At 62.1% G+C, this 23,878-nt stretch carries 24 protein-coding genes and 1 tRNA gene; 5 read left to right on the top strand and 20 right to left on the bottom strand.

The features are described 5' to 3' along the window. Window positions 1-2: 2 nt before the first annotated feature. Window positions 3-863: a flagellar motor stator protein MotA gene (gene motA / locus CHR90_RS09370; protein ID WP_094408748.1), complete on the bottom strand. Its 861-nt coding sequence runs from the start codon at window positions 861-863 to the stop codon at window positions 3-5. A gap of 222 nt (window positions 864-1,085) precedes the next feature. Between motA and CHR90_RS09375 the strand changes: the two genes are divergently transcribed. Both CHR90_RS09375 and CHR90_RS09380 read left to right on the top strand, forming a co-directional pair. Continuing rightward, window positions 1,086-1,586, top strand: coding sequence for a flavin reductase family protein (locus tag CHR90_RS09375; protein ID WP_094408749.1), 501 nt, complete (start codon window positions 1,086-1,088; stop codon window positions 1,584-1,586). A gap of 103 nt (window positions 1,587-1,689) precedes the next feature. Next, the gene (locus CHR90_RS09380) at window positions 1,690-1,953 is read left to right on the top strand and encodes a hypothetical protein (RefSeq protein WP_094408750.1); all 264 of its coding nucleotides are present in this window, start codon (window positions 1,690-1,692) and stop codon (window positions 1,951-1,953) included. On the opposite strand, the gene CHR90_RS09385 is transcribed toward CHR90_RS09380, so the two are convergent. Together CHR90_RS09385 and CHR90_RS09390 are read right to left on the bottom strand one after the other, a co-directional pair. After that, complete coding sequence (locus tag CHR90_RS09385) at window positions 1,954-3,162, bottom strand: threonine ammonia-lyase (protein ID WP_094408751.1); 1,209 nt, start codon at window positions 3,160-3,162, stop codon at window positions 1,954-1,956. 20 nt (window positions 3,163-3,182) lie between these two features. Next, window positions 3,183-5,579 (bottom strand): penicillin acylase family protein, encoded by a 2,397-nt coding sequence (locus tag CHR90_RS09390; protein ID WP_094408752.1) that lies wholly within the window; start codon window positions 5,577-5,579, stop codon window positions 3,183-3,185. A gap of 281 nt (window positions 5,580-5,860) precedes the next feature. Between CHR90_RS09390 and CHR90_RS09395 the strand changes: the two genes are divergently transcribed. After that, window positions 5,861-7,552 carry a methyl-accepting chemotaxis protein gene (locus CHR90_RS09395; protein ID WP_094408753.1) on the top strand — a complete coding sequence of 564 codons (1,692 nt, stop codon included), beginning with the start codon at window positions 5,861-5,863 and terminating at the stop codon, window positions 7,550-7,552. Here the strand turns inward: CHR90_RS09395 and CHR90_RS09400 are convergent. From CHR90_RS09400 to CHR90_RS09450, 11 genes are all read right to left on the bottom strand, one after another. Next, window positions 7,549-8,205 carry a hypothetical protein gene (locus CHR90_RS09400; RefSeq protein WP_094408754.1) on the bottom strand — a complete coding sequence of 219 codons (657 nt, stop codon included), beginning with the start codon at window positions 8,203-8,205 and terminating at the stop codon, window positions 7,549-7,551. The genes CHR90_RS09395 and CHR90_RS09400 overlap by 4 nt on opposite strands. Before the next feature lie 165 nt (window positions 8,206-8,370). Continuing rightward, window positions 8,371-8,462 (bottom strand) — tRNA-Ser (locus CHR90_RS09405). 90 nt (window positions 8,463-8,552) lie between these two features. Then, the gene (locus CHR90_RS09410) at window positions 8,553-9,230 is read right to left on the bottom strand and encodes an HAD family hydrolase (protein WP_094408755.1); all 678 of its coding nucleotides are present in this window, start codon (window positions 9,228-9,230) and stop codon (window positions 8,553-8,555) included. Between the two features lie 8 nt (window positions 9,231-9,238). Continuing rightward, a complete protein-coding gene (gene murI / locus CHR90_RS09415) occupies window positions 9,239-10,015 on the bottom strand; it encodes a glutamate racemase (RefSeq protein ID WP_094408756.1) in 777 nt (258 codons plus the stop codon). A gap of 40 nt (window positions 10,016-10,055) precedes the next feature. Beyond that, entirely contained in the window at window positions 10,056-11,516 is a 1,461-nt protein-coding gene (gene gatB, locus CHR90_RS09420) for an Asp-tRNA(Asn)/Glu-tRNA(Gln) amidotransferase subunit GatB (RefSeq protein ID WP_094409242.1), read from the bottom strand. A 5-nt stretch (window positions 11,517-11,521) separates the two neighbouring features. Beyond that, on the bottom strand, window positions 11,522-13,000 hold the full coding sequence (gatA, locus tag CHR90_RS09425; RefSeq protein ID WP_094408757.1) for an Asp-tRNA(Asn)/Glu-tRNA(Gln) amidotransferase subunit GatA: 1,479 nt from the start codon (window positions 12,998-13,000) through the stop codon (window positions 11,522-11,524). Then, entirely contained in the window at window positions 13,000-13,290 is a 291-nt protein-coding gene (gene gatC, locus CHR90_RS09430; RefSeq protein WP_094408758.1) for an Asp-tRNA(Asn)/Glu-tRNA(Gln) amidotransferase subunit GatC, read from the bottom strand. The genes gatA and gatC overlap by 1 nt, the downstream gene beginning before the upstream one ends. A 120-nt stretch (window positions 13,291-13,410) precedes the next feature. Then, entirely contained in the window at window positions 13,411-14,013 is a 603-nt protein-coding gene (locus tag CHR90_RS09435; protein WP_094408759.1) for a LysE family transporter, read from the bottom strand. 4 nt (window positions 14,014-14,017) lie between these two features. Further along, window positions 14,018-14,479, bottom strand: coding sequence for an Lrp/AsnC family transcriptional regulator (locus CHR90_RS09440; RefSeq protein ID WP_094408760.1), 462 nt, complete (start codon window positions 14,477-14,479; stop codon window positions 14,018-14,020). Between the two features lie 42 nt (window positions 14,480-14,521). After that, on the bottom strand, window positions 14,522-14,884 hold the full coding sequence (locus tag CHR90_RS09445) for a TfoX/Sxy family protein (protein ID WP_094408761.1): 363 nt from the start codon (window positions 14,882-14,884) through the stop codon (window positions 14,522-14,524). Window positions 14,885-14,886: 2 nt separating this feature from the next. Then, window positions 14,887-15,408: a GNAT family N-acetyltransferase gene (locus tag CHR90_RS09450; RefSeq protein WP_212668662.1), complete on the bottom strand. Its 522-nt coding sequence runs from the start codon at window positions 15,406-15,408 to the stop codon at window positions 14,887-14,889. Between the two features lie 51 nt (window positions 15,409-15,459). Between CHR90_RS09450 and ruvX the strand changes: the two genes are divergently transcribed. Both ruvX and CHR90_RS09460 read left to right on the top strand, forming a co-directional pair. Then, window positions 15,460-15,930 carry a Holliday junction resolvase RuvX gene (gene ruvX, locus CHR90_RS09455; protein ID WP_094408762.1) on the top strand — a complete coding sequence of 157 codons (471 nt, stop codon included), beginning with the start codon at window positions 15,460-15,462 and terminating at the stop codon, window positions 15,928-15,930. A 96-nt stretch (window positions 15,931-16,026) separates the two neighbouring features. After that, window positions 16,027-16,395: a PilZ domain-containing protein gene (locus CHR90_RS09460; RefSeq protein ID WP_094408763.1), complete on the top strand. Its 369-nt coding sequence runs from the start codon at window positions 16,027-16,029 to the stop codon at window positions 16,393-16,395. Here CHR90_RS09460 and CHR90_RS09465 read toward each other — a convergent pair. From CHR90_RS09465 to CHR90_RS19930, 6 genes are read right to left on the bottom strand one after another with little or no spacing between them, the layout of a single operon-like run. Beyond that, window positions 16,392-17,447, bottom strand: a complete 1,056-nt coding sequence (locus CHR90_RS09465) for a sulfate/molybdate ABC transporter ATP-binding protein (RefSeq protein ID WP_094408764.1) — start codon at window positions 17,445-17,447, stop codon at window positions 16,392-16,394. The two genes, CHR90_RS09460 and CHR90_RS09465, sit on opposite strands and share 4 nt — an antisense overlap. Window positions 17,448-17,464: 17 nt before the next feature. After that, window positions 17,465-18,295 carry a sulfate ABC transporter permease subunit CysW gene (gene cysW, locus CHR90_RS09470; RefSeq protein WP_094408765.1) on the bottom strand — a complete coding sequence of 277 codons (831 nt, stop codon included), beginning with the start codon at window positions 18,293-18,295 and terminating at the stop codon, window positions 17,465-17,467. Then, window positions 18,295-19,191 carry a sulfate ABC transporter permease subunit CysT gene (gene cysT, locus CHR90_RS09475; protein ID WP_094408766.1) on the bottom strand — a complete coding sequence of 299 codons (897 nt, stop codon included), beginning with the start codon at window positions 19,189-19,191 and terminating at the stop codon, window positions 18,295-18,297. The genes cysW and cysT overlap by 1 nt, the downstream gene beginning before the upstream one ends. A gap of 4 nt (window positions 19,192-19,195) precedes the next feature. Beyond that, entirely contained in the window at window positions 19,196-20,191 is a 996-nt protein-coding gene (locus tag CHR90_RS09480) for a sulfate ABC transporter substrate-binding protein (RefSeq protein WP_094408767.1), read from the bottom strand. 26 nt (window positions 20,192-20,217) lie between these two features. Then, the gene (cysC, locus tag CHR90_RS09485) at window positions 20,218-22,086 is read right to left on the bottom strand and encodes an adenylyl-sulfate kinase (RefSeq protein WP_094408768.1); all 1,869 of its coding nucleotides are present in this window, start codon (window positions 22,084-22,086) and stop codon (window positions 20,218-20,220) included. Next, window positions 22,083-23,714, bottom strand: coding sequence for a phosphoadenylyl-sulfate reductase (locus tag CHR90_RS19930; RefSeq protein ID WP_170941361.1), 1,632 nt, complete (start codon window positions 23,712-23,714; stop codon window positions 22,083-22,085). The genes cysC and CHR90_RS19930 overlap by 4 nt, the downstream gene beginning before the upstream one ends. Window positions 23,715-23,878: the final 164 nt, after the last annotated feature.

Here is a 23,878-nt window from a genome sequence, read left to right on the forward strand (position 1 = left end):
GATTAGACCGGCGGCAGCGACGAAACGGTTGCTTCCACTTCATAGAAGGTCGGGCGCACGTCGCTCATCAGCGCCTTACGGGCAAATTCGACCGAAACCGCCGGGGCATAGCCCTGCATATGCGCCAGAATACCGGCCTTCATGCACTGCAGGAACTTCATCTCGGCTTCCACATCGTTCTTCAGCGCCGTCGCAATCGGGCCGACGAACCCGTAGGAAAGCAACACCCCGAGCAGTGTGCCGACGAGCGCGCCGCCGATGGAGGCGCCGATGACGGCAGCCGGTTGGTCGATGAGCGCCATGGTCTTGATAACGCCGAGCACCGCCGCGACGATCCCGATGGCGGGCAGCGCGTCGGCCAGCACCTGCAAGGCGCCCGGGATCTGCATCGATTCCTGGTGATGGGTTTCGATTTCCTCGTCCATCAGCGCTTCGACTTCGTGGGGATTATCGGTCCCGAGGGTCAGCAGGCGCAGGTAATCGCAGAGGAAGACCAGCGAGGATTGATCGTTCATGAAGGTTGGGAAGCGCATGAACAGATTGCTTTCACGCGGGTTTTCCACGTGCTGTTCCAGCGCCAGCATACCCTTGGTCTTCGCGAGCTTGAAGGAGGTGTAGAGCAGGCTCAGCAGCTCAAGGTAGCTGTCCTTGCTATACCGGCGTCCGCCGAATATCTTGGCGATGGAGCCAATCGTCCGCCCCAGCACCGGGCCGCGGTTGGCGATCATGTAGGAGCCGACCCCGACCCCGCCAATGATCACCAGCTCGACCGGCTGGATCAAAATGTCAAAGCGGCCGCCGAGGAGGGCAAAACTGCCGAAGACCGCGAAAAGGATGACTGCGAAACCGGCGATCTTCAGCATGGACTCACTCCGACGTTCTGTTCCGATTGTCCAAGTCGACAAAATGAAGGCTGCGCAAGCGCTTCGCCCCAATAACTCTTTATACCGTTTACCAGTCGGGCGGAAACCCGTCAAGGTAAGCAATGAATTGTATACGTATTACAAGGGCTTGGCAAAAGGACATAAGATCGTGTTAGAAGCAGGGGCGTGGTCCCCGCTTTCCCTTTGCCGTGAGGTTGGCCGATGCAGACGCCTGCGACCCCCAAGTTTACCACACGCGAGTTCCGCGATGTGCTGGGCAATTTTGCCACAGGTATCGCCGTCGTCACAAGCCGCGATACCGAGGGGCGGCCCGTGGGCTGCACGATCAACTCCTTCGCCTCCGTCTCGCTCGATCCGCCGCTAGTGTCCTTCTGCATCGACCGGCAGGCGGGAACCTTTGCCGCTTTTCAGTCGCACGGTCACTTCGCCCTGCATTTTTTGGCGGAGCATCAGGAGGAGGTCAGTCGCCGGTTTGCCAAAGCGGGGGAGGATAAGTTTGGGGCGGTCGAGCCGGTCGCTGGGATCGGCAATGTGCCGCTGCTGTCCGATTGTTTGGCCCATCTCGAATGTTCGGTTTATCAACGGATCGATGCCGGGGACCACGTGCTGATTTTGGGGCGGGTCGAGGCGTTTTCGTCGCGGAAAGATCTGCCGCCGCTACTCTATTTTCGGGGGCGCTATGCCCGCGTCGCCTCAGAATAAGGGCTTATCTCTGACAAAGATTTAATCGTGATTTAAGCTGCGGGGAGGCGGGGGCTGCGGTACATCGGTAGGGCCAGCCCCATCTTTCTTCGAAAGCCTCGCCATGTCGCTGCGTTATGTTCTTCTCCTCGCCCCGCTTGTTGCGCTTGCCGCCTGCCAAACGCCGGAAGAGCAGATGGCCGAGTACCGCTATAAATGCGCGCAGTTCGGTCACCGCAATGGCTCGCCGGAGCATAGCCGCTGCGTTGAAGGCCTTTATCGCGATGAGCAGAAGAACGACGCTATTCGCGACGCCGCCCGCCCCCGCTCGCAGACCTGCCGGGAGGAGCGCGATAAGAAGGGCCGCAAGACGACGTATTGCTATTGATCAGTCGGTCAATAGGCGCGACGGAAACCCAGCCTCGTTCAACGCCTCTAGAATATCGCGAACGTGATCGGCGCCGCGCGTTTCCATCATCGTATCGATTTCGGTCTGCTTGATTGGCACATCGAGGAACATGCGTTGATGGTGAACCTCAACGATATTGCCACCCGCCTTACCGATCACGTCGGAATAGCGGGACAGGGTGCCCGGCAGATCGCCGAGTTCGGAGCGGATGCGCACAAGCCGCCCGTCGCGCACCAAACCGCGCATGAGGATGGACGACAGTAGCCGCGCATCGATATTCCCGCCGCAGAGCAGCGTCCCGATTTTCTGACCCGTGAAACTTTCAGGACTGGCCAGTAAGGCGGCAATACCCGCCGCGCCCGCGCCTTCGGCGATCAAGTTCTGGGTTTCGGCAACCGTCTGCACCGCCTGTTCGATCCGTTCTTCTTCGACCGTGATAATCTCATCAACCAGATCGGCGATGACGGCCCGGGTCAAGAAGCCGGGGGTTTTGACGGCAATCCCTTCCGCCAACGTCATCCCGCCCGCCGGTTGCGGCTCGTGCTGCAATTGGCGCCGCATGGCATCGAACCCCTGAACTTGCACACCAACCAATCGAATAGTGGGCTTTAAGTGCTTGGCTGCGCAGGCGATCCCCGCCAGCAACCCGCCGCCCCCGATGGGGATAACCAGCGTGTCGAGGTCGGGCCGGTCGGTCAGCAACTCAAGCCCAATAGTGCCTTGGCCAGCCATGACCCCAAGATCGTCGTAAGGATGCACCAACGTCAGCCCGCGTTCTGCCGCGAGCCGGTGCGACGCGGCTTCCGACTCGGAAAAATCCTTTCCGATCAGAACGATATTCGCCCCATAGCGAGCGGTTTTTGCGACTTTAACGAAAGGCGTATGGGCGGGCATACAGATGGTGACCGGGATGCCAAGCCGCTGACCGTGATAGGCAAGCCCCTGGGCATGGTTGCCCGCCGAGGCGGCGATCACGCCCTTGGCCCGCGCGTCCGCCGACAGCAGATGAAGCCGGTTCAACGCCCCCCGTTCCTTAAAACTGCCGGTCCGCTGCAAGGTTTCGAGCTTCAACGCCACGGTCAGCCCGAGTTTCGCCGAAAGCGCCAGGGCATCGACGGTCGGGGTATGCAGAACTGCGCCGCGCAGGCGTTCGGCAGCAGCGGTGATGGCGTCGAAAGTCAGCGTCATGAAAACACTCGATCAGCAGATTAGGGCGGGGTCAGAGTCAGCAGGGTAGCGCCGGAGCGGGCGAGAGTGCTGGGTGTTCCGGTCAGCGGGCGCAACTCGCCGTTCTGCGCGCGGGTTAGGAACGTGTCATAGAACGGCGACAGCCGATGGCCGGACTGCCCCGTCGAAATTATGAAACCCGACCGGTCAAGATCGGCCAGATCATAGACTGCGCGATACCCGGCGCCATGCCCGGCATCGAAACTATCCCCGCGATAGGCCATGCGCTGAAGCGTATCATTGCCGCCATCCGCAGGCACCGACAGGCCGAACAACCGCCCGAGAACGGGAATACGCCCGAAGGCTGGATGATCGTGCCGGGCACGGTGCGCCTCCCCCCAGGTTGCCGAAGCGCCGACGGCGCGCTCGGCCTCCGCCAGGGACCGGCTGAGCTGATCGCGGCAAGTCTCAACGGTGGGGGTGGTGGAGGTGTCGCATAGCGGCGATTCGGTGCGCAGCAGGGTTAGCAGCACGCTCGACCGGGGGCGCCAGGGCCGCCCGCCATCCTGGACCAAAGCGGCAAGATCATCGGCCAGCAGGTTTTCCATCAGTTTTTTGCTGAACTCGGCAAACAGCAGCGGTTCCCTTGCTGCCTGACGCATCTGCTTATCCCAAGCCCGCAGGTTCTTTAGCGCTTTCGCGGCGGCAGGGTCGGGCGGCTCCCACCCCTCCATCAGGCCGATCAGGCGCCGGGCAAAAAGCGAGGTCGTATCCATTTGCAGGGCGGCCTCATCGTCCCGCCGCCGCCCGTGCGCCTGGTCTAACTGTTCAGCCAGCCGGTCGCCCCGGAAGGAATCGTCCCAGTTCTGGGCGATCATGACGGGATAGTCTGGGCTAACCAGGGCGTTATTGGCATTGGCGACATAGCCCTGTGCCGGGTCGCGCGTTTGCGGTAGCAGCGCCACTGGGGCGAAGCCAGCCCATTCGCTCGACCGTTCCCACCCGGGCATCGGCATCCAGCCGTCGCTTTGACGGCGCAGGGGGATGCGCGCGGCAGAGATCATGCCGATGCTGCCTTGATCGGTCGCCATAATGAAATTCTGCATCGGGGCGCCCATCACACTCGCGGCGGCCGTAAAGCTGCCCCAGTCGGATGCGGTGCTGATCCCGAGGAGGGCATCGGCGGACCGGTCGCCCGGCTGCAGGAAGGTGGCGTGCAGGGCAACCAGCGTTCGCGCATCACCAAGCCCCGGGGTAAGGGCGGGAAGGTCCGACAGGATCGGCCCGTTTGCGGTTCGGCGGACGGTCACAATCTCATCCGCCGACCAACGCACGCGGATCGTTTCCGTATGGGTTTCAATCGGGTCGGGATCGCCCTGCGGGCGGTCAACGGTGGTCGTGCTACCCTCGGTCAGCCGTTCCAGCACTAAATCCTGCGTATCGGCACCCGTGGTGGTCAGCCCCCAGGCCAGACGGCCATTATGCCCCAGCACAAGAAACGGAACCCCGGGAGCGGTCGCACCGACCAAGGTGCCATCACCCGTGACGATGCGGGCAAGATACCAGAGCGACGGCGCCGTCAGGCTAAGATGCGGATCGGACGCCAGCAGGGGCTTGCCGCTGTCGGTTCGGCTGCCCGCCACGGCCCAGGCGTTCGACGCTGTGCGCGGCTCGGCAAGGGGGGGAAGCCCCGCCAACATCTTCCGCATCGCGGGATCAACCTGTCGCCAGAGATCATCCCCGGCATCGGATCGCTGGCTTTGCCCCCCGACCCGCCCGAACAGCAGATCAACCGTCGCTTGGGGCATGCCTTGCGCCCGCATCCGCGCCCGCACGGCCTCGTCCCGCCAATTGCCGGAAAGCGCCATTCCCATCAGCTTGCCCCAGAGCAGACTATCGGTCGGTGTCCAGCTTTCCGGGGCAGGGAACACTAAATATTCGGGCGGCAAGGCACCCTTGCGTTGATACAGGTAGCTATTGACCCCCTCGGCATAGGCAATCAGCGCGGCCCGCGTTTCTGCCGATAGATCGACGAAATCACGCGCGGCCAAAGCCCGGAGGCCGAGCGTGCGCATAAACCGGTCGTTTTCCAACCCCATCGAACCGATGGCTTCCGCAAGGCGGCCGGAGGCGACGCGGCGCATCAAATCCATCTGAAACAGCCGGTCCTGGGCATGGACATACCCTAAGGCCCGATACCCATCGGCGGCGGTGCGGGCAAAGATATGCGGTACGCCGTCGCTATCCCGGTAAATGCCAACCTCGTGCTGAAGCCCGGCAACGGCGACGCGCCCGGTGATTTCAGGCAGGCCGGTCCGCAGATAAAACCACAGCGCCGCCAACGCGAGGACCGGCACGAGCAGAACGCCGATCAGGAGACGCCCCCAACGCCGCCCCCGTATCCGTGGTCCTGTTCGCCCGTACCCGATCCGCGTCATGCTCCCCGTCCTCTTTTTCACGCCTCCTATAGCAGAAACCGCGCGGGTTTGCCGCTGATTCCGCAGCGAAACTTGCCCGGCGGTAGTCGGTGGACGCAGGGAGCGATCGTGATTTATTTCTTAATTTTTATGTATTCATCGCGATGTTTTGATCGATAGTAGGCATATGAAACGATAGTCATAAATATACGAATTGTTAATATCATGTCTCCTGGGCTCTAATAATTTTTTAAGTATTGTTCGGTTAAATAGACGGATCGCGTTTAGGGAGGGGCCTACCCATGCAAATGTTTCGCAATCTGACTTTGACCGGAAAACAGGTGCTCGTATTAAGCGTTATGGCGCTGGTCACCCTGTTCATCGGTCTCTTCGGTGTGCAGTCGGTCCGCACGGGCGAGCATCTTGCATCTCTCGCCAATCGCTACCAACGGGTCGCTTTACAAGCCGAAACCGCCAACCGGCTGATTACTGCCGTCGTGATGGATAGTCGCGGCATTTACATGTCCACCGCCCCGGCAGAGATGGAGCGATTCGCCCCGGCGTTGCTCGGTAATCTCGTTAAGTTGGAACAGACCGTTCAGGAGTGGCGTGATCTGATCGATCCCGCAGAGCGAGCCGACTTTAACAAAGCATCCGCGCTGATCGCAGAGTTTGCAAAATTTCGCCGCGAGTTAGTGCGCTTAGGCCGCGAGGTGTCGATCCCTGAAGCCCGCGCCTTTGGCGATAATGAGGCTAATCGGCGAAACCGGCAGGCTTTGAATGCCGAAGTTGATCGCTTATCCGAAAAGGCCGAGGCAGACGGCCATCGGACGCTCGCTGAACTCGAAGCCTATTTCGCGCAGCGGATTGTCATTTTTGCCGCCCTAATCGCCCTGGCGATTGGCGCCGGGTTTACGGTTGGCCTACTGATGGTCCGCCGTCAGATCATCTCGCCGCTGAAGGCCTTGACCGACCGCATGGGGGCTATGAGCGACGGTACGCTCGATCAACCGATAGAGGACGGTGGCCGCCGCGACGAAATTGGGGCGATGCTCCGCTCCATCGAAGGGTTCCGGGTCGGGCTATTGCGCTCGCAAGAACTCGCCCGGAAGCAGCGGGAAGCCGCCGAGGCCGAAGAACGCCGCCGCCAGATGACCGACCGCGCGACCCACTCTTTCACCGGCAATATCGACGCGATCCTAGTCAACCTCGGGAAAGCCTCCGAACGGGCCAATGGTATTGCCCGAACGATGCGCGACTATGCCGACCATACGGCGCAGCAGTCGCAACTGGTTGCCGGAACCGCTCGGCAAGCTTCGGCGAACGTGCAGACCGTGGCGACGGCGGCGGAAGAACTGTCGGCATCGATTGCCGAAATCGGCCGCCAGGTCGAACAATCGGCGGCGACGACCTACAGGGCGGTGCAGGAAGCCGAGCGCACCGATAAGATCGTGCAGAATCTCGTGCAGTCGGCCCACCATATTGGTGAAGTAGTGACGATCATCAATCAGATCGCCGGACAGACCAATCTTCTGGCGCTGAATGCCACCATCGAAGCGGCGCGCGCCGGGGATGCCGGGAAAGGGTTTGCGGTGGTCGCCTCGGAAGTGAAGGCGCTTGCCAACCAAACAGCCCGGGCGACCGAGGATATTGGCCAACAAGTCACGCAAATTCGGGCCGCATCCGATGAAGCCGCCAAGGCGATCCACGGGATCGGCGAGATCATCACTGAAGTTTCCACCATTGCCGGGGCAATTGCGTCTGCCGTGGAGCAGCAGGGGGCGGCAACGTCTGAAATCGCCCGCAATGTTCAGGAAGCGGCGCGCGGGGCGGAACTCATGACCGATACCATCGGCACAATGGCCAAGGCCGCCCTTGAAACCGGCTCTGCTGCTGAAATGATGCTGGAGTCGGCGGGCGAACTACAAGCTGCGTCGGTGGGTATCCAGAAGTCGGTCGGAACGTATGTGCAGGAAGTGAAACTCGCGGCCTAACCGGTCGATCCTATCGCCCCTTGATCCCGGGGCAAGCCCGATGCGGCGACCGGGGCAGGGGGCGATGAGGCCTCGGGTCTCAAGAGACAATTGGCATCGGTCCGGCTTGCCTCGAGACCAGCGAGATAGGCAGATAGCCGCATTTGGATCGACCGCAGCCCATCTATAAACTGCTGATCAATCGGCAGCTCGGGCCGGAGCACACTATTCTTGCGGGCAACCGCCTTGTTAATGATGCCGACATTAGACTTAATGCTGACCGTCAATCGGTAGGCGGAGGAGCCGAGGGAAAAAATTTTCTCAATGTGATCGCCAAAATAGAAATAAATGTCAGGAAGAATGCTATCCCGACGCTTCATGTGGATGGCGATAATTTCATTAATCTGAAAATTAACGCTGAGAATGTCATGCGTCAATTTTTCATAAGTTTCGTTTTTCTCTTCCCGGCGTCGATTGTTTTCATGCCACCGGGGTAAATAGGCCGCCCCGCCGACCGCGAGAACAGACCCGATGGCCTGAATCCATGCCGCAACATCCGAAGCCCCCATGCCCGCCCGGGCCGAAAGATACTGTCCGGCCAATACCAGCGTGACGATCCCAAACAGAACCGCCGCATAGCCAATGCGTATCTCCGCTAGTTTCCCACGGATCATTGCTGTCCCCGCACCGCCAATTGTCTGTCGGCATATCGCGACGCGGCACGGAAACAGCAATAGGCGGCCTGGGAGACCACCCAGCCCGGTAAGCCCTACAGGGTAAGGCAGCACGATTAACGCGCAGCTATCGTGATGATTGTCGTTTTGCCCTAGAAGAGCGGTTGGCGGAAGGGATGAGATTCGAACTCACGGTACGGTTTAACCCGTACAACGGTTTAGCAAACCGTCGCCTTCAGCCACTCGGCCACCCTCCCGCCGGAGATACAACCGCTTTGGTCGAGCTGAAAACACACGACGTATGCGAGGGATTGTCTAGCCGCCGAAGGGGCAGACTGTCAACCCGTTTAGCTTTCGGCAGTGCTTAGCCGCTGGCGCTCGGCAATCCAATCGCGCACGGTATGGAGATCGTCCATCACGTGATGGGCCACGTCGCGCAGGCTATCGGTCGGGGCGATCAGGTCCGGCACCATGATCACGGTCATGCCAGCGGCCCGCGCGGCGCGCAGACCGTTCGGACTATCTTCGAGGGCGAGGCAGCGGGCCGGGTCCACGTCCAGCAGTTTGGCGGCCTTCAAATAAGGGTCGGGCGCGGGTTTACCCGCCGCCACTTCGTCGCCGCCGACAAGCCCGTGGAAGCGGTCGAACAGGCCAACCTTGGTGAGCTTATAGATCGCATTCTGCCGCGCCGTAGAGGTAGCGACGGCGCGTGGAAAGGCGTGGGCCTCTAGATGATCGAGCAGTTCACCGACGCCGGGTTTTAGGGGAATAGCGTCATGGCCGCCGATGGCGTGCCAGTGGTGATCGATACGGACATTGAGCGCCTCGTGATCCCAATCGGGGCCATAATGATCCTTTAGCCGCGCTTCCGCCGAACGACGGTTGAGACCGATGAGCGAGAGGAACACGGCGTCGTTCATCTCAACGCCCAAATCCGCCGCTGCCAATTGCCAGACGGTGCGGAACATCCGCTCGCTATCCAGCAACAACCCATCCATATCGAAAATTACGGCGTCGAACGGCATTCTACTTCCTAACTCGGGCTCCAAGCGGAAACGCAGCGCGGCAGCCCTACCGCACCGAGGGCGGACGCTAGCAGGGCTGTGTCTTCGCGACCCGTGAAAAAGGCGCAGGACGGACCGTCGCACCAGTCGGGCACCACATCGCGCACCCGCCGGGCAATGGCGGCGCCGCTGTCGAGAAACCGGACCGTGGGGGCGACAGCTTCCAAGGCGGGGCGCAGGAGCGGGAAATGGGTGCAGCCGAGGATAATCGTATCAAGCCCCGTAACTGCCGTCAGCGGCGTAAGCTCGGTAGCTATCGCCGCAGGGTCGGGGAGAATGCCGCGCAGGGCGGCTTCGGCCATCAGCACCAGTTTGGCCGACCCATGCCGATGCAAGGTTACACCGTCGCCGTAACGCGCCATCAGGTCTTCGATATAGGGCCGGTTCACCGTCGCGGGGGTGGCGAGCAAGCCAATGATCTTGCTGGCTGACGTTTCGCAGGCCGGTTTCACGGCGGGGACCGTGCCAATCACGGGGATCGTTAACCGATCGCGCAGGGCGGGCAGGGCGATGGTGCTGGCGGTGTTGCAGGCGACCACCAGTGCGCAGGGGGCGAGCGCCGTGCAGGCGTCCGACAGCAGGCCGACGATTCGGTCGAGCAGTAAGCTGTCGGGCTTGGTGCCATAGGGCAACCAAGCGCTATCGGCGAGATAGGCGATAGCGCCGCTTGGGTGGCTTTCCCGCAGCGCTTGGACGACCGAAAGGCCACCCAGGCCTGAATCGAAGACGAGCAGCGGGCGCGTCATCTTATTCGGGGGAGGTCGGGGGCAAAGCCCCCGACGGTCCCTAACCCTCCAGCTTTGCGCGCAGCAGGTCGTTCAGCATGCCCGGGTTGGCCTTGCCGCCGGTGGCTTTCATCACCTGACCGACGAAGAAGCCGAACAGCTTGTCCTTCCCGCTGCGGAACTCCGCCACCTTGTCGGCATTCTTCGCCAGAATATCGTCGATAGCGGCTTCGATGGCGCCGGTATCGGTGACCTGACGCAACCCACGCTTTTCCACTATCTCCGCCGCGCTTTCACCGGTTTCCAGCATGATCTGGAAAACGTCTTTAGCGATCTTGGTGGAGATGGTGTTGTCGGCGATCAGGTCGATCAGCCCGCCCAAGGCTTCCGCCGAAACCGGCGGTTCCTCGATGGTCTTGCCGAGCTTATTGAGCGCGCCGAACAGTTCCACCGTCACCCAATTGGCGGCGGTTTTGGCATCGCGGCCCTTGGCGACCGCTTCGAAATACAGCGCGGTTTCCTTTTCGGCAACCAGCACGCTAGCGTCGTAGCGCGACAGGCCGAGGGCCATGTAGCGGTCGCGGCGGGCGTCTGGCAGTTCCGGCATCGCCGCGCGGGCGGCATCGATCTCGGCGGGGTCGATTTCGAGCGGCAGCAGGTCGGGGTCGGGGAAATAGCGATAGTCATGCGCCTGTTCTTTGGAGCGCATGGCGCGGGTTTCGCCCTTGGCACTATCCCACAGCCGCGTTTCCTGGCGGATGGAGCCGCCGTCTTCCAGAATTTCGATCTGGCGGCGGGCTTCGTAATCAATCGCCGCCGCGACGAAGCGGATGGAATTAACGTTCTTGATTTCGCAGCGCGTCCCAAACTCCGCGCCTGGACGGCGGACGGAGACATTGGCGTCGCACCGCATCGAGCCTTCTTCCATATTGCCGTCGCAGGTTTCGAGATAGCGCAGGATAGCCCGCAGCTTCTTGAGGTAGGCGGCGGCTTCTTCCGACGAGCGGATATCCGGCTCCGACACGATTTCCATCAGCGCGATGCCCGACCGGTTCAGGTCGATGTAGGACAGGCGCGGGTCTTGATCGTGCAGTGACTTACCCGCATCCTGCTCTAGGTGCAGGCGGGTGATGCCGATGCGCTTTTCCGTACCGTCCGCCAGATCGATCATCAGATGCCCGTCCGAGACGATCGGCTGGGTGAACTGCGAGATCTGATAGCCCTGCGGCAGATCGGCGTAGAAGTAATTCTTGCGGTCGAAGACCGACAGCGTGTTGACCGTGGCGTTGATGCCAAGGCCGGTCTTGATCGCCTGTTCGACGCAGACGCGGTTGATCACCGGCAGCATGCCCGGCATGGCGGCATCGACGAAGGAAACCTGCGCATTGGCGTCGGCGCCGAAGGCGGTTGCCGCGCCAGAGAACAGCTTGGCCTTGGAAATCACCTGGGCATGCACTTCCAGCCCGATGACCATTTCCCAAACGCCGGTCTTGCCCTGAATGAGGTTCTTGTTTTCGGACATGCTCATTAAGCTCCCTGGCCGAAGCTGGGACGGGCGCTGAACTGCGCGGCCGTTTCCAGCACGCCGCCGACGCGGATCAAAGTTTCTTCATCAAAGGGCTTGCCCAGCAGTTGCAGCCCCAGCGGCAACCCATCGCCCGACAGACCCGCCGGAACTGCGAGGCCTGGCAAGCCAGCAAGGCTGGCCGGCACGGTGAAGACGTCGTTGAGATACATGGCGATGGGATCGTCATTCTTCTCATTCAACCCGAAGGCCGGGGTCGGCGCGGTCGGGGTCAACAGCACGTCACACTGCTCGAAGGCCTTCTTGAAATCGTCGGCAATCAGCGCGCGGACCTTTTGCGCCTTTAGGTAATAGGCGTCGTAATAGCCCGCCGACAGCACGTAAGTGCCGATCAGGATGCGGCGCTGCACTTCATGGCCGAACCCGGCAGCGCGGGTGTTTTCGTACATTTCGTCCAGCGTATTGCCCGGCACGCGCAGCCCGAAGCGCACGCCGTCGTAGCGCGCCAGATTGGCGGAGGCTTCGGCGGGGGCGATGATGTAATAGGTCGCCAGCGCGTATTTGGTGTGCGGCAGCGAGACGGAAACCACCTCCGCCCCCGCCTGCTTCAGCCAGTCGATCCCCTGATCCCACAGCTTCAAGATTTCGGGGTTAGTGCCGTCCACCCGATATTCTGCCGGAATACCGACCTTCAGCCCGCGAATATCGCCGGTTAAGGCTTTGCTGAAATCCGGCACCGGAAGATTGGCGCTGGTCGAATCCTTGGGGTCGAACCCGGCCATGCTGGTCAGCATCAGCGCCGCATCCTTGACCGAGCGGGTCATCGGCCCGGCCTGATCGAGCGAGGAGGCGAAGGCGACGATGCCCCAGCGCGAGCAGCGGCCATAGGTCGGCTTCAGCCCGACAATCCCGCAGAAGGCTGCGGGCTGGCGGATCGAGCCGCCCGTATCGGTCCCCGTCGCGCCCATGACGCCGCGCGCCGCGACAATCGCCGCCGATCCACCGGAGGAGCCGCCGGGGACCAAATCGACGTCTGCCCCTGTGCGCTTCCACGGCGAAATCACCGGCCCGTGGTAGGAGGTGCCGTTCGACGAGCCCATGGCAAATTCATCGAGGTTCAGCTTGCCGAGGCTGATCGTCCCGGCGGCCTTCAGCTTGCCCGAAACGGTCGATTCGTAAGGAGGGACGAAGCCATCGAGAATATGGCTGGCCGCCGTGGTCCGCACGCCTTCGGTGCAGAACAGATCTTTGATCCCAACGGGAATACCGTCCAGCGCCCCTGCCGTGCCAGCCGCGCGCCGGGCATCGGAGGCTTTGGCCGCCTCGCGCGCCAGATCGAAGGTTTCGGTGATATAGGCGTTCAGCGGGCGGGCGGCTTCCGACGCAGCAATATGCGCGTCGGTCAGTTCAACCGAGGTAAACTGTTTCGCGGCCAGCCCATCCAGGGCCTCGGCAATGGTCAGATCGGTCAGCTTGGTCATTATTCAACCACCTTCGGAACCGTGAAGAACCGGCCTTCCGCCGACTGCGGGGCGTTTTTCAGCACTTTTTCGTGCTGGTCCGGTTCGGTCACCACATCGTCGCGCATCGGCAATTTCATATTCACGACGCGGGCGAGCGGCGCCACGCCATCGGTATTCACTTCACCCAATTGCTCGATCCACCCCAGGATCGCCGAAATTTCGGTGGCCAGCGGGGCGAGGTCTTTTTCCTCGATCTTGATGCGTGCCAGAGTGGCGACGCGGCGTACCGTGTCTTGATCCAAGGCCATGACGGGCGCGACCTTCCTGCAAACGAAACTAAAACAACCGGGTGGATTGCTAACACCCCAGGCGCGGGCGGCGCAACAGCGGCGCGTTTATTTTCAATAGATGGCCAGGGTTCGCGCGGCTTACGCCAGCGTCCACAGGCCAAAACCGGCAAGACCGAGGGCCGCGAGGGCGTTTAGCAGCGCCAGACGGGGCGGCGATAGGCGCGGGCGTAACCATCCCGCCGCCAGAACCAAAGCCAAAAGGCTGCCGAAGGTGCTCGTGACCAACCCGGCGGCAAGGGCCAGCCGGTCGCTTAACCCGGCTTCCATCCCGCCGAGGGAGGAAAACAGCCCACCAAAATAAAGAATGGTCAGCGGGTTGCTGAGCGTCAGCGCCATAACCGTCAGCACGTCACCGAGAAAGCTCGTTTCGGCCACAACATCGGCTGCCATCCGCTGTTTGGCGCGGCTGCGCCAAGCGCCCCAGGCCAACCAGAGCAGCAGCAGTCCGCCGCCGATCTGCACGGGCAGCGCCACGATCTGCACCCAGGCGCCCAGAGCCGCAAGGCTGAACAGGGCGATCAGCGCATAGGTTGCATCGGCGAGCGAGGCCCCGAGCGCGACGGCGAACCCGCGATGAAAGCCGCCTTGCAGAGAGCGGTCGAGGCACAGCAGCGCAATCGGCCCGACCTGTATCGCCAGCAGCAGCCCCAGGGCGAACCCCTGGCCGTAAAAACCGAGCATCGCCTTATTCCTCCGGCGGTAGGGGCAGCGGCAGGGCCAGGGTTTCCTTGGCCGTCGAGAGGGCGAGCATCGTATGGCTGCGCACGATGCCCGGCAGGCGCTTGATGCGGTCCGAGATCAAGGCTTCCAGCCCGGCAACGCTACCCGCGCGCACTTTCAGCAGATAGGACCAATCGCCGGTGATGTGGTGGCATTCGAGCACCGAAGGGTCAGCCGCCATCGCCGCACGAAACCCGTCGTCGCGGCTTGGGGTGTCGAGCGCAACGAAAATAAAGGCCAGCAGGGTCATATCGACCGCCTGCGGATCGGCCTGCCCAACGATCTTTACGGCGCCGCTGGCGGTCAGTCGCTTTAGCCGCTCGTTTACCGCCGATTGGCTAAGGCCGGTGCGGGCCGCCAGGGTGGCTTGCGACAGACGGCCATCCTGCTGCAGGAGGGCGATAAGATTCCGGTCGATCTGATCCATCTCCGGATGTTAAATCTGCTTATATCGATTATCAACGATAATTTATCGTTTTTTGACCTTCGAAGGAGATCGTTTCGCGGCGTCGACGGCTAATCTTACCCAAGGGCCGAGGGTATCGGGCGCTTGCTGATCCATCGGGATGCGGTAGTAGGGCATGGTTACCAGGGTGCCCTTATCGTTCGTATAGTCGAAGGGCGAAAATCCGGCGTCGGCAAACCGGGCTTTTGTCTGAGCATCGACCTTCAAAAACAGGCCATCGTAAAGCCACAGGCCAAAGATCTTATCGTCAAGGTAAAAACCGTAGCCGCCGAACATGCCGCGCGGGCGCACTTCGCCCTGATCGGCTAGGCAAACCTGAAGCAGCAGAACGGCGGCGGAAACCGGGGCGGGAAGGGGTTTGGCCATGATCAGCGCCTTAAAACCTGGACGGTATTGCCCCGTAAGACGGCCGTTCCCGCCGGTCGGAAGCCAAGTTTCTCCGCGACCCGCAGGGAGGGGTGATTTTCGGGATCAATAATGCAGAAGGCCGCGGGCAGCCCCTGCGCCTCGGCCCAGGCAAAGACCGCCTGCATGGCTTCGGTCGCATAGCCCTTGCCCTTATGCTCCGGGTGAATGGTCCATCCGGCTTCGGGTTCGCCGTGGAACGGCGGATCCATCTCACGCCGATAATCCCCCAGCCCGGCACTGCCAACGAAGGCGCCGCTCGCCCGATCCTCGATGGCCCAATAGCCGTACCCGATGGCGGCCCAATGGCCGATATGCCGAAGAATGCGGAACCAGACATCGTGACGTGACCCGATGACGCCGCCGCCGATATGGCGCACCGTTTCGGGATGGGTCCAGAGCGCGGTCATCGGCTCCCAATCGTCGGCGGTATGCATGCGCAGGCGCAGGTGGGGGGTTTCGAGCAGGGGGGCTAGGGTCGGCACGCCTCGGTCTCCGGCATTGTTTTACGGCGGATACCAGTGCTAGGACAGGTTATGGCTCTTGTCGACCTTCCCGAACTCGCCGCGGTCCTGACCGCCCGCCGCCGCCTGCTGGGGCTTGACCTTGGCACCAAAACCATCGGGCTTGCCATTTCCGACGGTCTCGGCCTGTCGGCCACCCCGGTCGAAACCATTCGCCGAACGAAGTTTACGGCGGATGCCGACGCGCTGTTGAAGCTCTGCACAGCCCGCGAGGTTGGCGGGCTGGTATTCGGCCTGCCGGTGAATATGGATGGATCAGAAGGGCCGCGCGCCCAATCCACCCGCAGTTTTATCGATAATCTGTCGGAAAAGACCGGTCTGCCGATGGCCCTTTGGGACGAACGCCTTTCAACCGTCGCCGTCACCCGCTTGATGTTGGAAGCCGACCTGTCCCGCGCCCGGCGGGCGGAGGTGGTAGATAAAATGGCCGCCGCTTATATCCTGCAAGGCGCGCTGGATCGATTGCGTTTCGCCCGGAGCTAACCGTCTTACGATTTTGCTCGAGGTTTTCTGTTATACGTATTGAATCTAAACATTATTGCAGTTAGGGTGACTGGAAATTCCAGCGCCGGGGGCCTTATGACTCTCCTGACCTCGACCACGCCGAAAACCGGCAAACCCTTGGCTATCCGCCGTCCTCGGCGCGATAATCAGCGTATGACCGCGCCGCGCCTGACGGTGAAGATCCAGGGCCAGTATTACCAGACCTTGGACTGGTCTTACGGCGGTCTGCGCCTTAGCCTGCCGCCGACCAGCGTCGTGCCGCAGCCGCCGCTGATGGGCATTATCATCGGCTCGGACGACGACATCGGCGTGTTTAGCGGCACGATCACCCGCGTCGATCCGGCCAACCGCTCGATCTCGATCCACTTTATCGAAGTGAGCGACGATACCTTCGATTTGCTAGATCGGCTGGTGCGGGAAAAGCTGGTCGGCGCGGTGGTTTAAGCCGCGACGAACAATCCCCCGCGCACGGTTAGCGCAACCCGCGCCCCCGGCGTCGGCACTAAGTCGAGCGTCGGGCCGCGCGGCACTTCGATGCTCAGCGCCTGACCGTCGTCGGTCTCCACCTCGACCCGCAGCATCGCCCCAACGAGCGTGACGTGTTTGACCACCGCCGGGCCGTGCGGGTCCGGGGCAAGCGTCAGAAGATGCGGACGAACGAACAGGGTGCCGTCCCCCTCCGTCTCACGTTCCGCCAGATTGATGCTAGCGGCATCGGCAATTGGCGTATTCTGAACCTTCACCCGGCCCGCCTGAAGCGAAGCGCGCAGCTCGTTGGTTTCCCCGAGGAACCGATAGACGAAGGCATTGGCGGGTGCGTCGTAAAGCTCCTGCGGCGCGCCGATCTGCTCGATCCGCCCCTGGCCCATCACCACCACCCGGTCGGCGAGGTCCAGCGCTTCCTCCTGATCATGGGTGACGAAAATCGTCGTCATCCCCAGGCGGCGGTGTAGATCGCGCAACCAGCGGCGTAATTCACGGCGGACCTTGGCATCGAGCGCACCAAAGGGTTCGTCGAGCAGCAGCACCTGCGGCTCGATAGCCAGCGCCCGCGCCAGGGCGACGCGCTGACGCTGCCCGCCCGAAAGCTGGGTCGGGTAGCGGTCCGCCAGCCAATCGACCTGTACGAGGTTCAAAAGCTCGTGAACGCGCTTTTGAATTTCGGCTTCCGGCGGTCGGGTTTTCGCCGGGCGGACGCGCAGACCGAAGGCGACATTCTCAAAAACCGTCATATGCCGGAACAGGGCATAATGCTGGAAGACGAAGCCGACATCGCGGTCGCCGGGCAGATGCCCCGCCACATCGCGGGTGCCAAAGCGAATGCTGCCCGCGTCCGGCTGCTCCAGCCCAGCAAGCAGACGGAGCAAAGTGGTTTTCCCCGACCCGGACGGGCCAAGGATCGCCAGCAACTCGCCGTTATTGATCGTCAGATCGACGCCATGCAGGGCGGTGAAGGTTCCAAAGCCTTTGATGAGACCGCTGACGGTAATATCCATGCGGATTGCTCCTGGCGTTAGGGTGCGCGCCCCTCGCGCCGTTCCAACACGGCATCGAGCAGGCTTTTGGCAACCAGCGTCACCAGTGCCAGCAAAGCCAGCAGCGAAGCGACGGCAAAGGCCCCCGTGAACGCATATTCGTTATACATGATTTCGACGTGCAGCGGCATCGTGTTGGTTTCGCCCCGGATGTGCCCAGAGACGACCGACACCGCGCCAAATTCCCCCATCGCCCGGGCGTTGCACAGAAGCACGCCATAGAGCAGGCCCCAGCGGATATTCGGCAGCGTCACCCGCCGGAAAATCTGCCAGCCGGACGCACCGAGAACGCGGGCCGCTTCCTCTTCCTGCCGTCCTTGCTCCTGCATCAGCGGGATCAACTCGCGTGCAACGAAGGGGAAGGTGACGAAGATCGTTGCCAGGATAATGGCAATCGGGGTGAAGAGAATCTGAATATCATGGTCGCGCAGCCAAGGGCCGAACCAGCCCTGCAAGCCGAACAACAGCACGAAAATCAGACCGGCGATCACCGGCGATACGGAAAAGGGCAGGTCGATCAGGGTGATCAGCAGGCTCTTGCCCTTAAAGTCGAACTTGGTGATCGCCCAGGCCGCCGTCACGCCGAAGATCAGGTTCAGCGGCACGGCAACGGCGGCGGTCAGCAAGGTCAGCTTGATCGCGGCCCAAGCGTCGGCATCGGTCAACGCGGCAAAATAGGCTTTGATGCCTTGCCGGAAGGCTTCGGTGAACACCAGCGCCAACGGCAGCACGACGAGGGCAAATAAGAAGGCGAGCGCGACTGTAATCAGCAGCAGCCGCACCCAACGCGGTTCGGTCGGTGGGGCCATTACGACGCCTCCTCGTGCCGGCGGGACCAGCGCTGTAAGCCATTAAGGGCGAGCAGCATCAAAAAGGCAAAGCCCAGCATCACCGTCCCGATGGCCGTCGCTTCGGCGTAGGAGAATTCTTCGAGCTTGATCACGATCATCAAGGGCGCGATTTCCGACACCATCGGTAGATTGCCCGCAATGAAGATCACCGATCCATATTCGCCGACAGCGCGAGCGAAGGCGAGGGCCGCCCCCGTCACCAGAGCCGGAAACAGCGAGGGCAACAGCACCCGCCGCACGGTCTGCCAGCGGCTCGCGCGCAGGCACAGGGCCGCTTCTTCCACCTCCGGGTCGAGATCGGCCAGCACCGGCTGCACCGTTCGTACAACGAAGGGAAAGCCGACGAAGATCATCGCGACGATCACACCAAGCGGCGTATAGGCAACTTGGATGCCCAGTTTGGCCAGCGGCGCCCCCAGCCAACCGTTTTCGGCAAACAGCGTGGTGAGCGAAATCCCGGCCACCGCCGTCGGCAGGGCAAAGGGAATATCCACCAGCGCATCGGCAATCCGGCGACCGGGGAAGCGATAGCGCACCAGCACCCAGGCGATGATCGCGCCGAATACGGCATTGATCAGCGCCGCGATCAGCGACCCGCCGATGGAGAGCCGCAGCGCTGCCAGCACGCGCGGGCTGCTGATGGCGTGAAAGAAAGCGTCCCAGCCAAGGGTCGCCGATTTCAGCACCATGCCGCCCAAGGGAATGAGCACGATGGCGCTAAGCCAGAAGAGGGTCAGCCCGAGGCTAAGCCCAAAGCCGGGAAGAACGGAGGGCTGCTTCCAACGCCAGCGCCGCCGAAGAAGGGGCGACGCTGGGGCCGAAGCCTGCTCAACTGTGGGTGGCAGGGTTGTCATCCCCTTACTTTATGATGTCGTCGAAGGTGCCGCCATCGGCGAAATGAACCTTCTGGGCATTCCGCCAGCCGCCGAACTGCCCGTCGATGGTCACAAGTTCCAGCTTCGGGAACTTATCGGCGACCTTGGCGGCTACCGAGGCGAGACGTGGGCGGTAATAATGCTTTGCCGCCAGTTCCTGACCTTGCTCGGTATAGAGGAACTGGAGGTAGGCATCGGCCACGGCGCGGGTGCCGCGCTTATCGACCACCTTATCGACGATGGCGACCGGCGGTTCGGCCAGGATGGATAGCGACGGCACGACGATATCGAACTTATCCGGCCCGAGTTCGTTCAATGCCAGAAACGCCTCATTCTCCCACGCCAGCAGCACATCGCCGATATTGCGCTGCACGAAGGTGATGGTGGACGCACGGGCGCCGCTATCGAGCACCGGAACGTTCTTATAGAGCTTGCGCACGAACTCCTTGGCCGTCGCATCGCTGCCACCCGGCTGCTTTAGCGCATAGGCCCAGGCCGCCAGATAGTTCCAGCGCGCCCCGCCCGAGGTTTTCGGGTTCGGGGTGATGGTCTTCACGTCGCCGCGCAGCAGATCATTCCAATCCTTCACGCCCTTCGGGTTGCCCTTGCGAACCAAGAAAACGATGGTCGAGGTATAGGGCGACGAATTATCGGCATACTGCTTCTGCCAATCCGGGCGCAGCAGACCTTTATCGGCGATTTCATCAATGTCATAGGCCAGCGCGAGCGTCACGACATCCGCCCCCAGCCCGTCGATGACGGAGCGGGCCTGTTTGCCCGACCCGCCGTGCGAGGCTTTAACCGTCAGCGTATCGCCGCTTTTCGCTTTCCACTGTTCCCGAAACACTTTGTTCACGTCGGCATAAAATTCGCGCGTCGGGTCGTAGGAGACATTGAGCAGCGATACGTCGGCGGCGAAACTGGGCAAGGCGGCCAGGGCAAGCGCCCCGGCGAGAACAGTACGGCGGAACAGGGTCATCGGAGCCTCCGTCAATTGGTTCTGTCTTAGATATAGGCAGGACCGAGAACATAGTTCTCGTGGCGGCGGGCGAATTGAGCCTGCGCATAGGTTAGCAGCATATCGGTCGCATCTTCCAGGCTAAGCGTGGCGGTATCGAGCCGAAGGGCTGGGTCTTGCGGCGCTTCATAGGGCGACGAGATGCCGGTGAAATTCGGGATTTCCCCGGCCTGGGCGCGCTTATAAAGCCCCTTGGGATCGCGGGCGATGCAGGTTTCGAGCGCGGCATCCACAAAAATTTCGTGGAAGGCATCGCCGATGATTTGCTCCGCCAAATCCCGATCCGCCTGGCGCGGCGAAATCAGGCTTGCGATGACGATCAGCCCGCTATTCGCGAGCAGTTTGGCGACTTCTGCCGTGCGGCGTACCTGTTCGGCACGGTCTTCGGCGGAAAAGCCAAGGTCACGCGACAGGCCGAGGCGCAGCGTATCGCCATCCAGCACTGTGGCGAGACGGCCCTGGTCGGTCAGCTTGCGCAGCAGGCGCTGGGCAATAGTGGATTTGCCCGACCCAGAGAGGCCGGTCAGCCATAGCACGCCGCCGCTATGCCCGTTGAGGGCGGCGCGTTCTTCCGGCGTTACGCTGGTTTCGGGGGCGGAGAGAACAACTTCGGCCAAATCCTCAACGATACCGCCGCCGACCAAGCGATAGTCGCGCGCCAAGACGGCACGGCCCAAGCGCGGATTATCGGCAAAACGGTCGCCGATGATCGGACGGCGGCTGTGCAGAGTGACGCGGGCGATACCGCCGCTTTCGAGCTTGCCAGGGCCTTCAGATTGATTGAGGGCGAGGCTTTCAAGGTCCAGCGCCTCATCGATCCGGCGGACGGTGACTTCGTTCGACGCCGTGCCGAGCCGCAAAGTCAAGCGGTCGCCTTCGTTGAGGGCCGACCGGTCGAGCCAGAAAATCCGCAGGGTGATCACATGTCCTTGCCGAGCGCTGGTGTCGCCTTCGGTGATCAGCGCACCGCGTTCGACGAAGACATCTTCATCGACCGCCAGCGCCACGCTTTCACCCGCTATGGCCGAAAGCTTCGGCACGGTCAGGTTCCAGCCCTCAAGCCCGGCGACCTTCACGGTGCGGTTGCCCGGCAGCAGGCGAATGGTATCGCCGACGCGCAACCGCCCGGTTTCGATACGCCCGACGACGATGCGCCGCTCGCCCCGGCGATAAAGGTCTTGCACCGGCAGGCGCAGCGGCTGCGCCGATAGGCTGGGACGGCCCGCGAAATTATCGAGCGCTTCCAACAGCGACGGGCCTTTGTACCAGGGCGTCTGCGGGCTGACCGCGACGATACCGTCGCCATGCCGGGCCGATAGCGGAATGAGAGCGGTCGGATTGATGCCGATCGACCGCAGATAGCCACCAACGTCATCGACCACCTGGGCGAAGCGCGCTTCGTCATGGTCGATCAGATCAATCTTATTCACGGCGACCGCCACCTGGGTAATCCCCAGTAGGCGCAGCAGATAGGCGTGACGGCGGGTCTGTTCGGCCAGCCCGGCGCGCGCATCCACCACCAGAATGGCGGCATCGGCGGCGGCGGCGCCCGTCACCATATTCTTCAGGAATTCCTTATGCCCCGGCGCGTCGATAATGACGTAGCGGCGCTTCGGCGTCGTGAACCAGACCTGCGTAGTGTCGAGCGTAATGCCCTGGTCGCGTTCGATCTGAAGCGCATCCAGCAGATGCGACCATTCAAACACCGATCCGCGCTTGGCGGAGGAGGCTTGCAGGGCTTCGACCGCGCCATCGGCAATCGCGCCGGTATCATGCATCAACCGGCCAACCAGGGTGGATTTCCCATGATCGACGTGACCGACGATGACGATGGGGAAAGCGGTTGTCTGGCTCATAGATACCCCCCGGCGCGCAGGCGTTCGAAGACGTCTTCGGATTCATGGTCCATCGTGCGGCCCGACCGTTCGGACGTGCGGGTCGCGGCGAGTTCGGCGATAATTTCGTCGATAGTGGCGGCCGTGCTGTCGAACGGCTCGGTGATACCTTTTTCCCCCAGCGACCGATAGCGCTTGCCGTTCTTGGCGAAATAAAGCTCGCAGACCGGGATGCCTTCGCGGCGGATGTACCGCCAAATATCCAGCTCGGTCCAATGCAGCAGCGGATGAATGCGGATGTGCGTGCCGGGCGGGAAATCGGCGTTGAACTGGTCCCAGAATTCCGGCGGCTGATCGCGCACGTCCCAGGTACCGTCAAGACCGCGCGGGCTAAACACGCGCTCCTTCGCGCGGGTTGCCTGCTCGTCGCGGCGGATGCCTGCGAAAATCCCGGCGAACCCATATTTATCGACCGCTTGGGCTAGGCCCAGGCTCTTGCGCGCGGCAACACGAGCGCCGGGCGGCAGCGTCGGGTCGGTCGCTTCAATCGGCGGGCAGGCGTCGGCGATCAGGTTAAGGTTCCATTCCTTCGCATAACGGTCGCGGAAGGCATAGGTTTCGTCAAACTCCAACCCGGTATCGAGATGGGCGACCGGGAAGGGTAGTTCCCCCAGGAAGGCCTTACGCGCCAGCCAGATCATCACATTCGAATCTTTGCCCAGCGACCACAGCAGGGCGAGGGGGCGAATGCGGGCAAAGGCTTCGCGGAAGATGAAAATGCTCTGCGCTTCCAGCGCGTCGAGGTCGGTCAGCCGGTCGGAACTATTGGCCGGTTCGAGAACCGGCGGTACGGGCGAGGAATGGGACACCGAAGCACCTGATAGAACGGGAGAAACTTGGGGCGGAAGAGGCGTAGCAGGGGCGGGGAACAGCGGAACAACGGGCGTGGCGCGGTGCAGACCGCATTCGGTCTTCTCGCGCCCACGCCAGCGCCCGGCGCGGGCATCCTCCCCCTCCAGCACGGGAGTGGTACAGGAGAGGCAACCAATCGACCGATACCCCTGTTCTACCAGGGGATGCGCGGGCAGACCATGCGTTAGCCGATAGGCCTCCACCTCCGCTTCCGTCCAATCGGAAAGCGGGGAGAGTTTCAGGCGACCGTCTTCCGCCTCGACGCGGGCAATCCCCTGGCGGGTTTGCGCCTGATCGCGGCGGCGGCCTGTCGCCCAAACCGTGTAGGGGCGCAGGGCGAGTGCCAGCGGCTGAACCTTGCGCAGATCGCAGCAGGCATCCGGGTCTTGGTCGAACAGCAGCCCAACCGGGTCGTGCGCGGCGACCGTCTCGGCGTCCGGGCGAATGAGGCGGACGTTGGTCAGCCCAAGCGCCTCGGTCAGCGTATCGCGGTAGCGATGGGTGGCCGGAAACAGCTTCTGGGTATCGAGCGTCAGCACCGGAATGGCCGGATCGACCTGGGCGGCGAGGTGCAGCAGCACCGCTGAGTCGGCGCCGAAGGAGGAGACGAGGGCAAATTTCTCGCCGTGGGCGTCCCACGCGGCGCGGATCAGATCGAGCGCCGATAACGCCTGCCAATCCGACGGGATCGTCGGGGGGATGGAGTGGATCGTCGCAGCATCGGTTACACCCGACATCGGCATCATTCCTTGGCGCGCGGGGCGTGCCCCTCGTTCTGGCTGAACCGAAATTACTGTTCCCAATGATCGAATGTCCAGATAAAACATTATACAATTGTAAATGTAAAAATACAATATCACACGACTATTCTGTTTTATACCGGCTTCCACCCGAATTGACC

Origin of the sequence: Elstera cyanobacteriorum (assembly GCF_002251735.1) — a bacterium.
In the GTDB taxonomy this organism is placed as follows: Bacteria; Pseudomonadota; Alphaproteobacteria; order Elsterales; family Elsteraceae; genus Elstera; species Elstera cyanobacteriorum.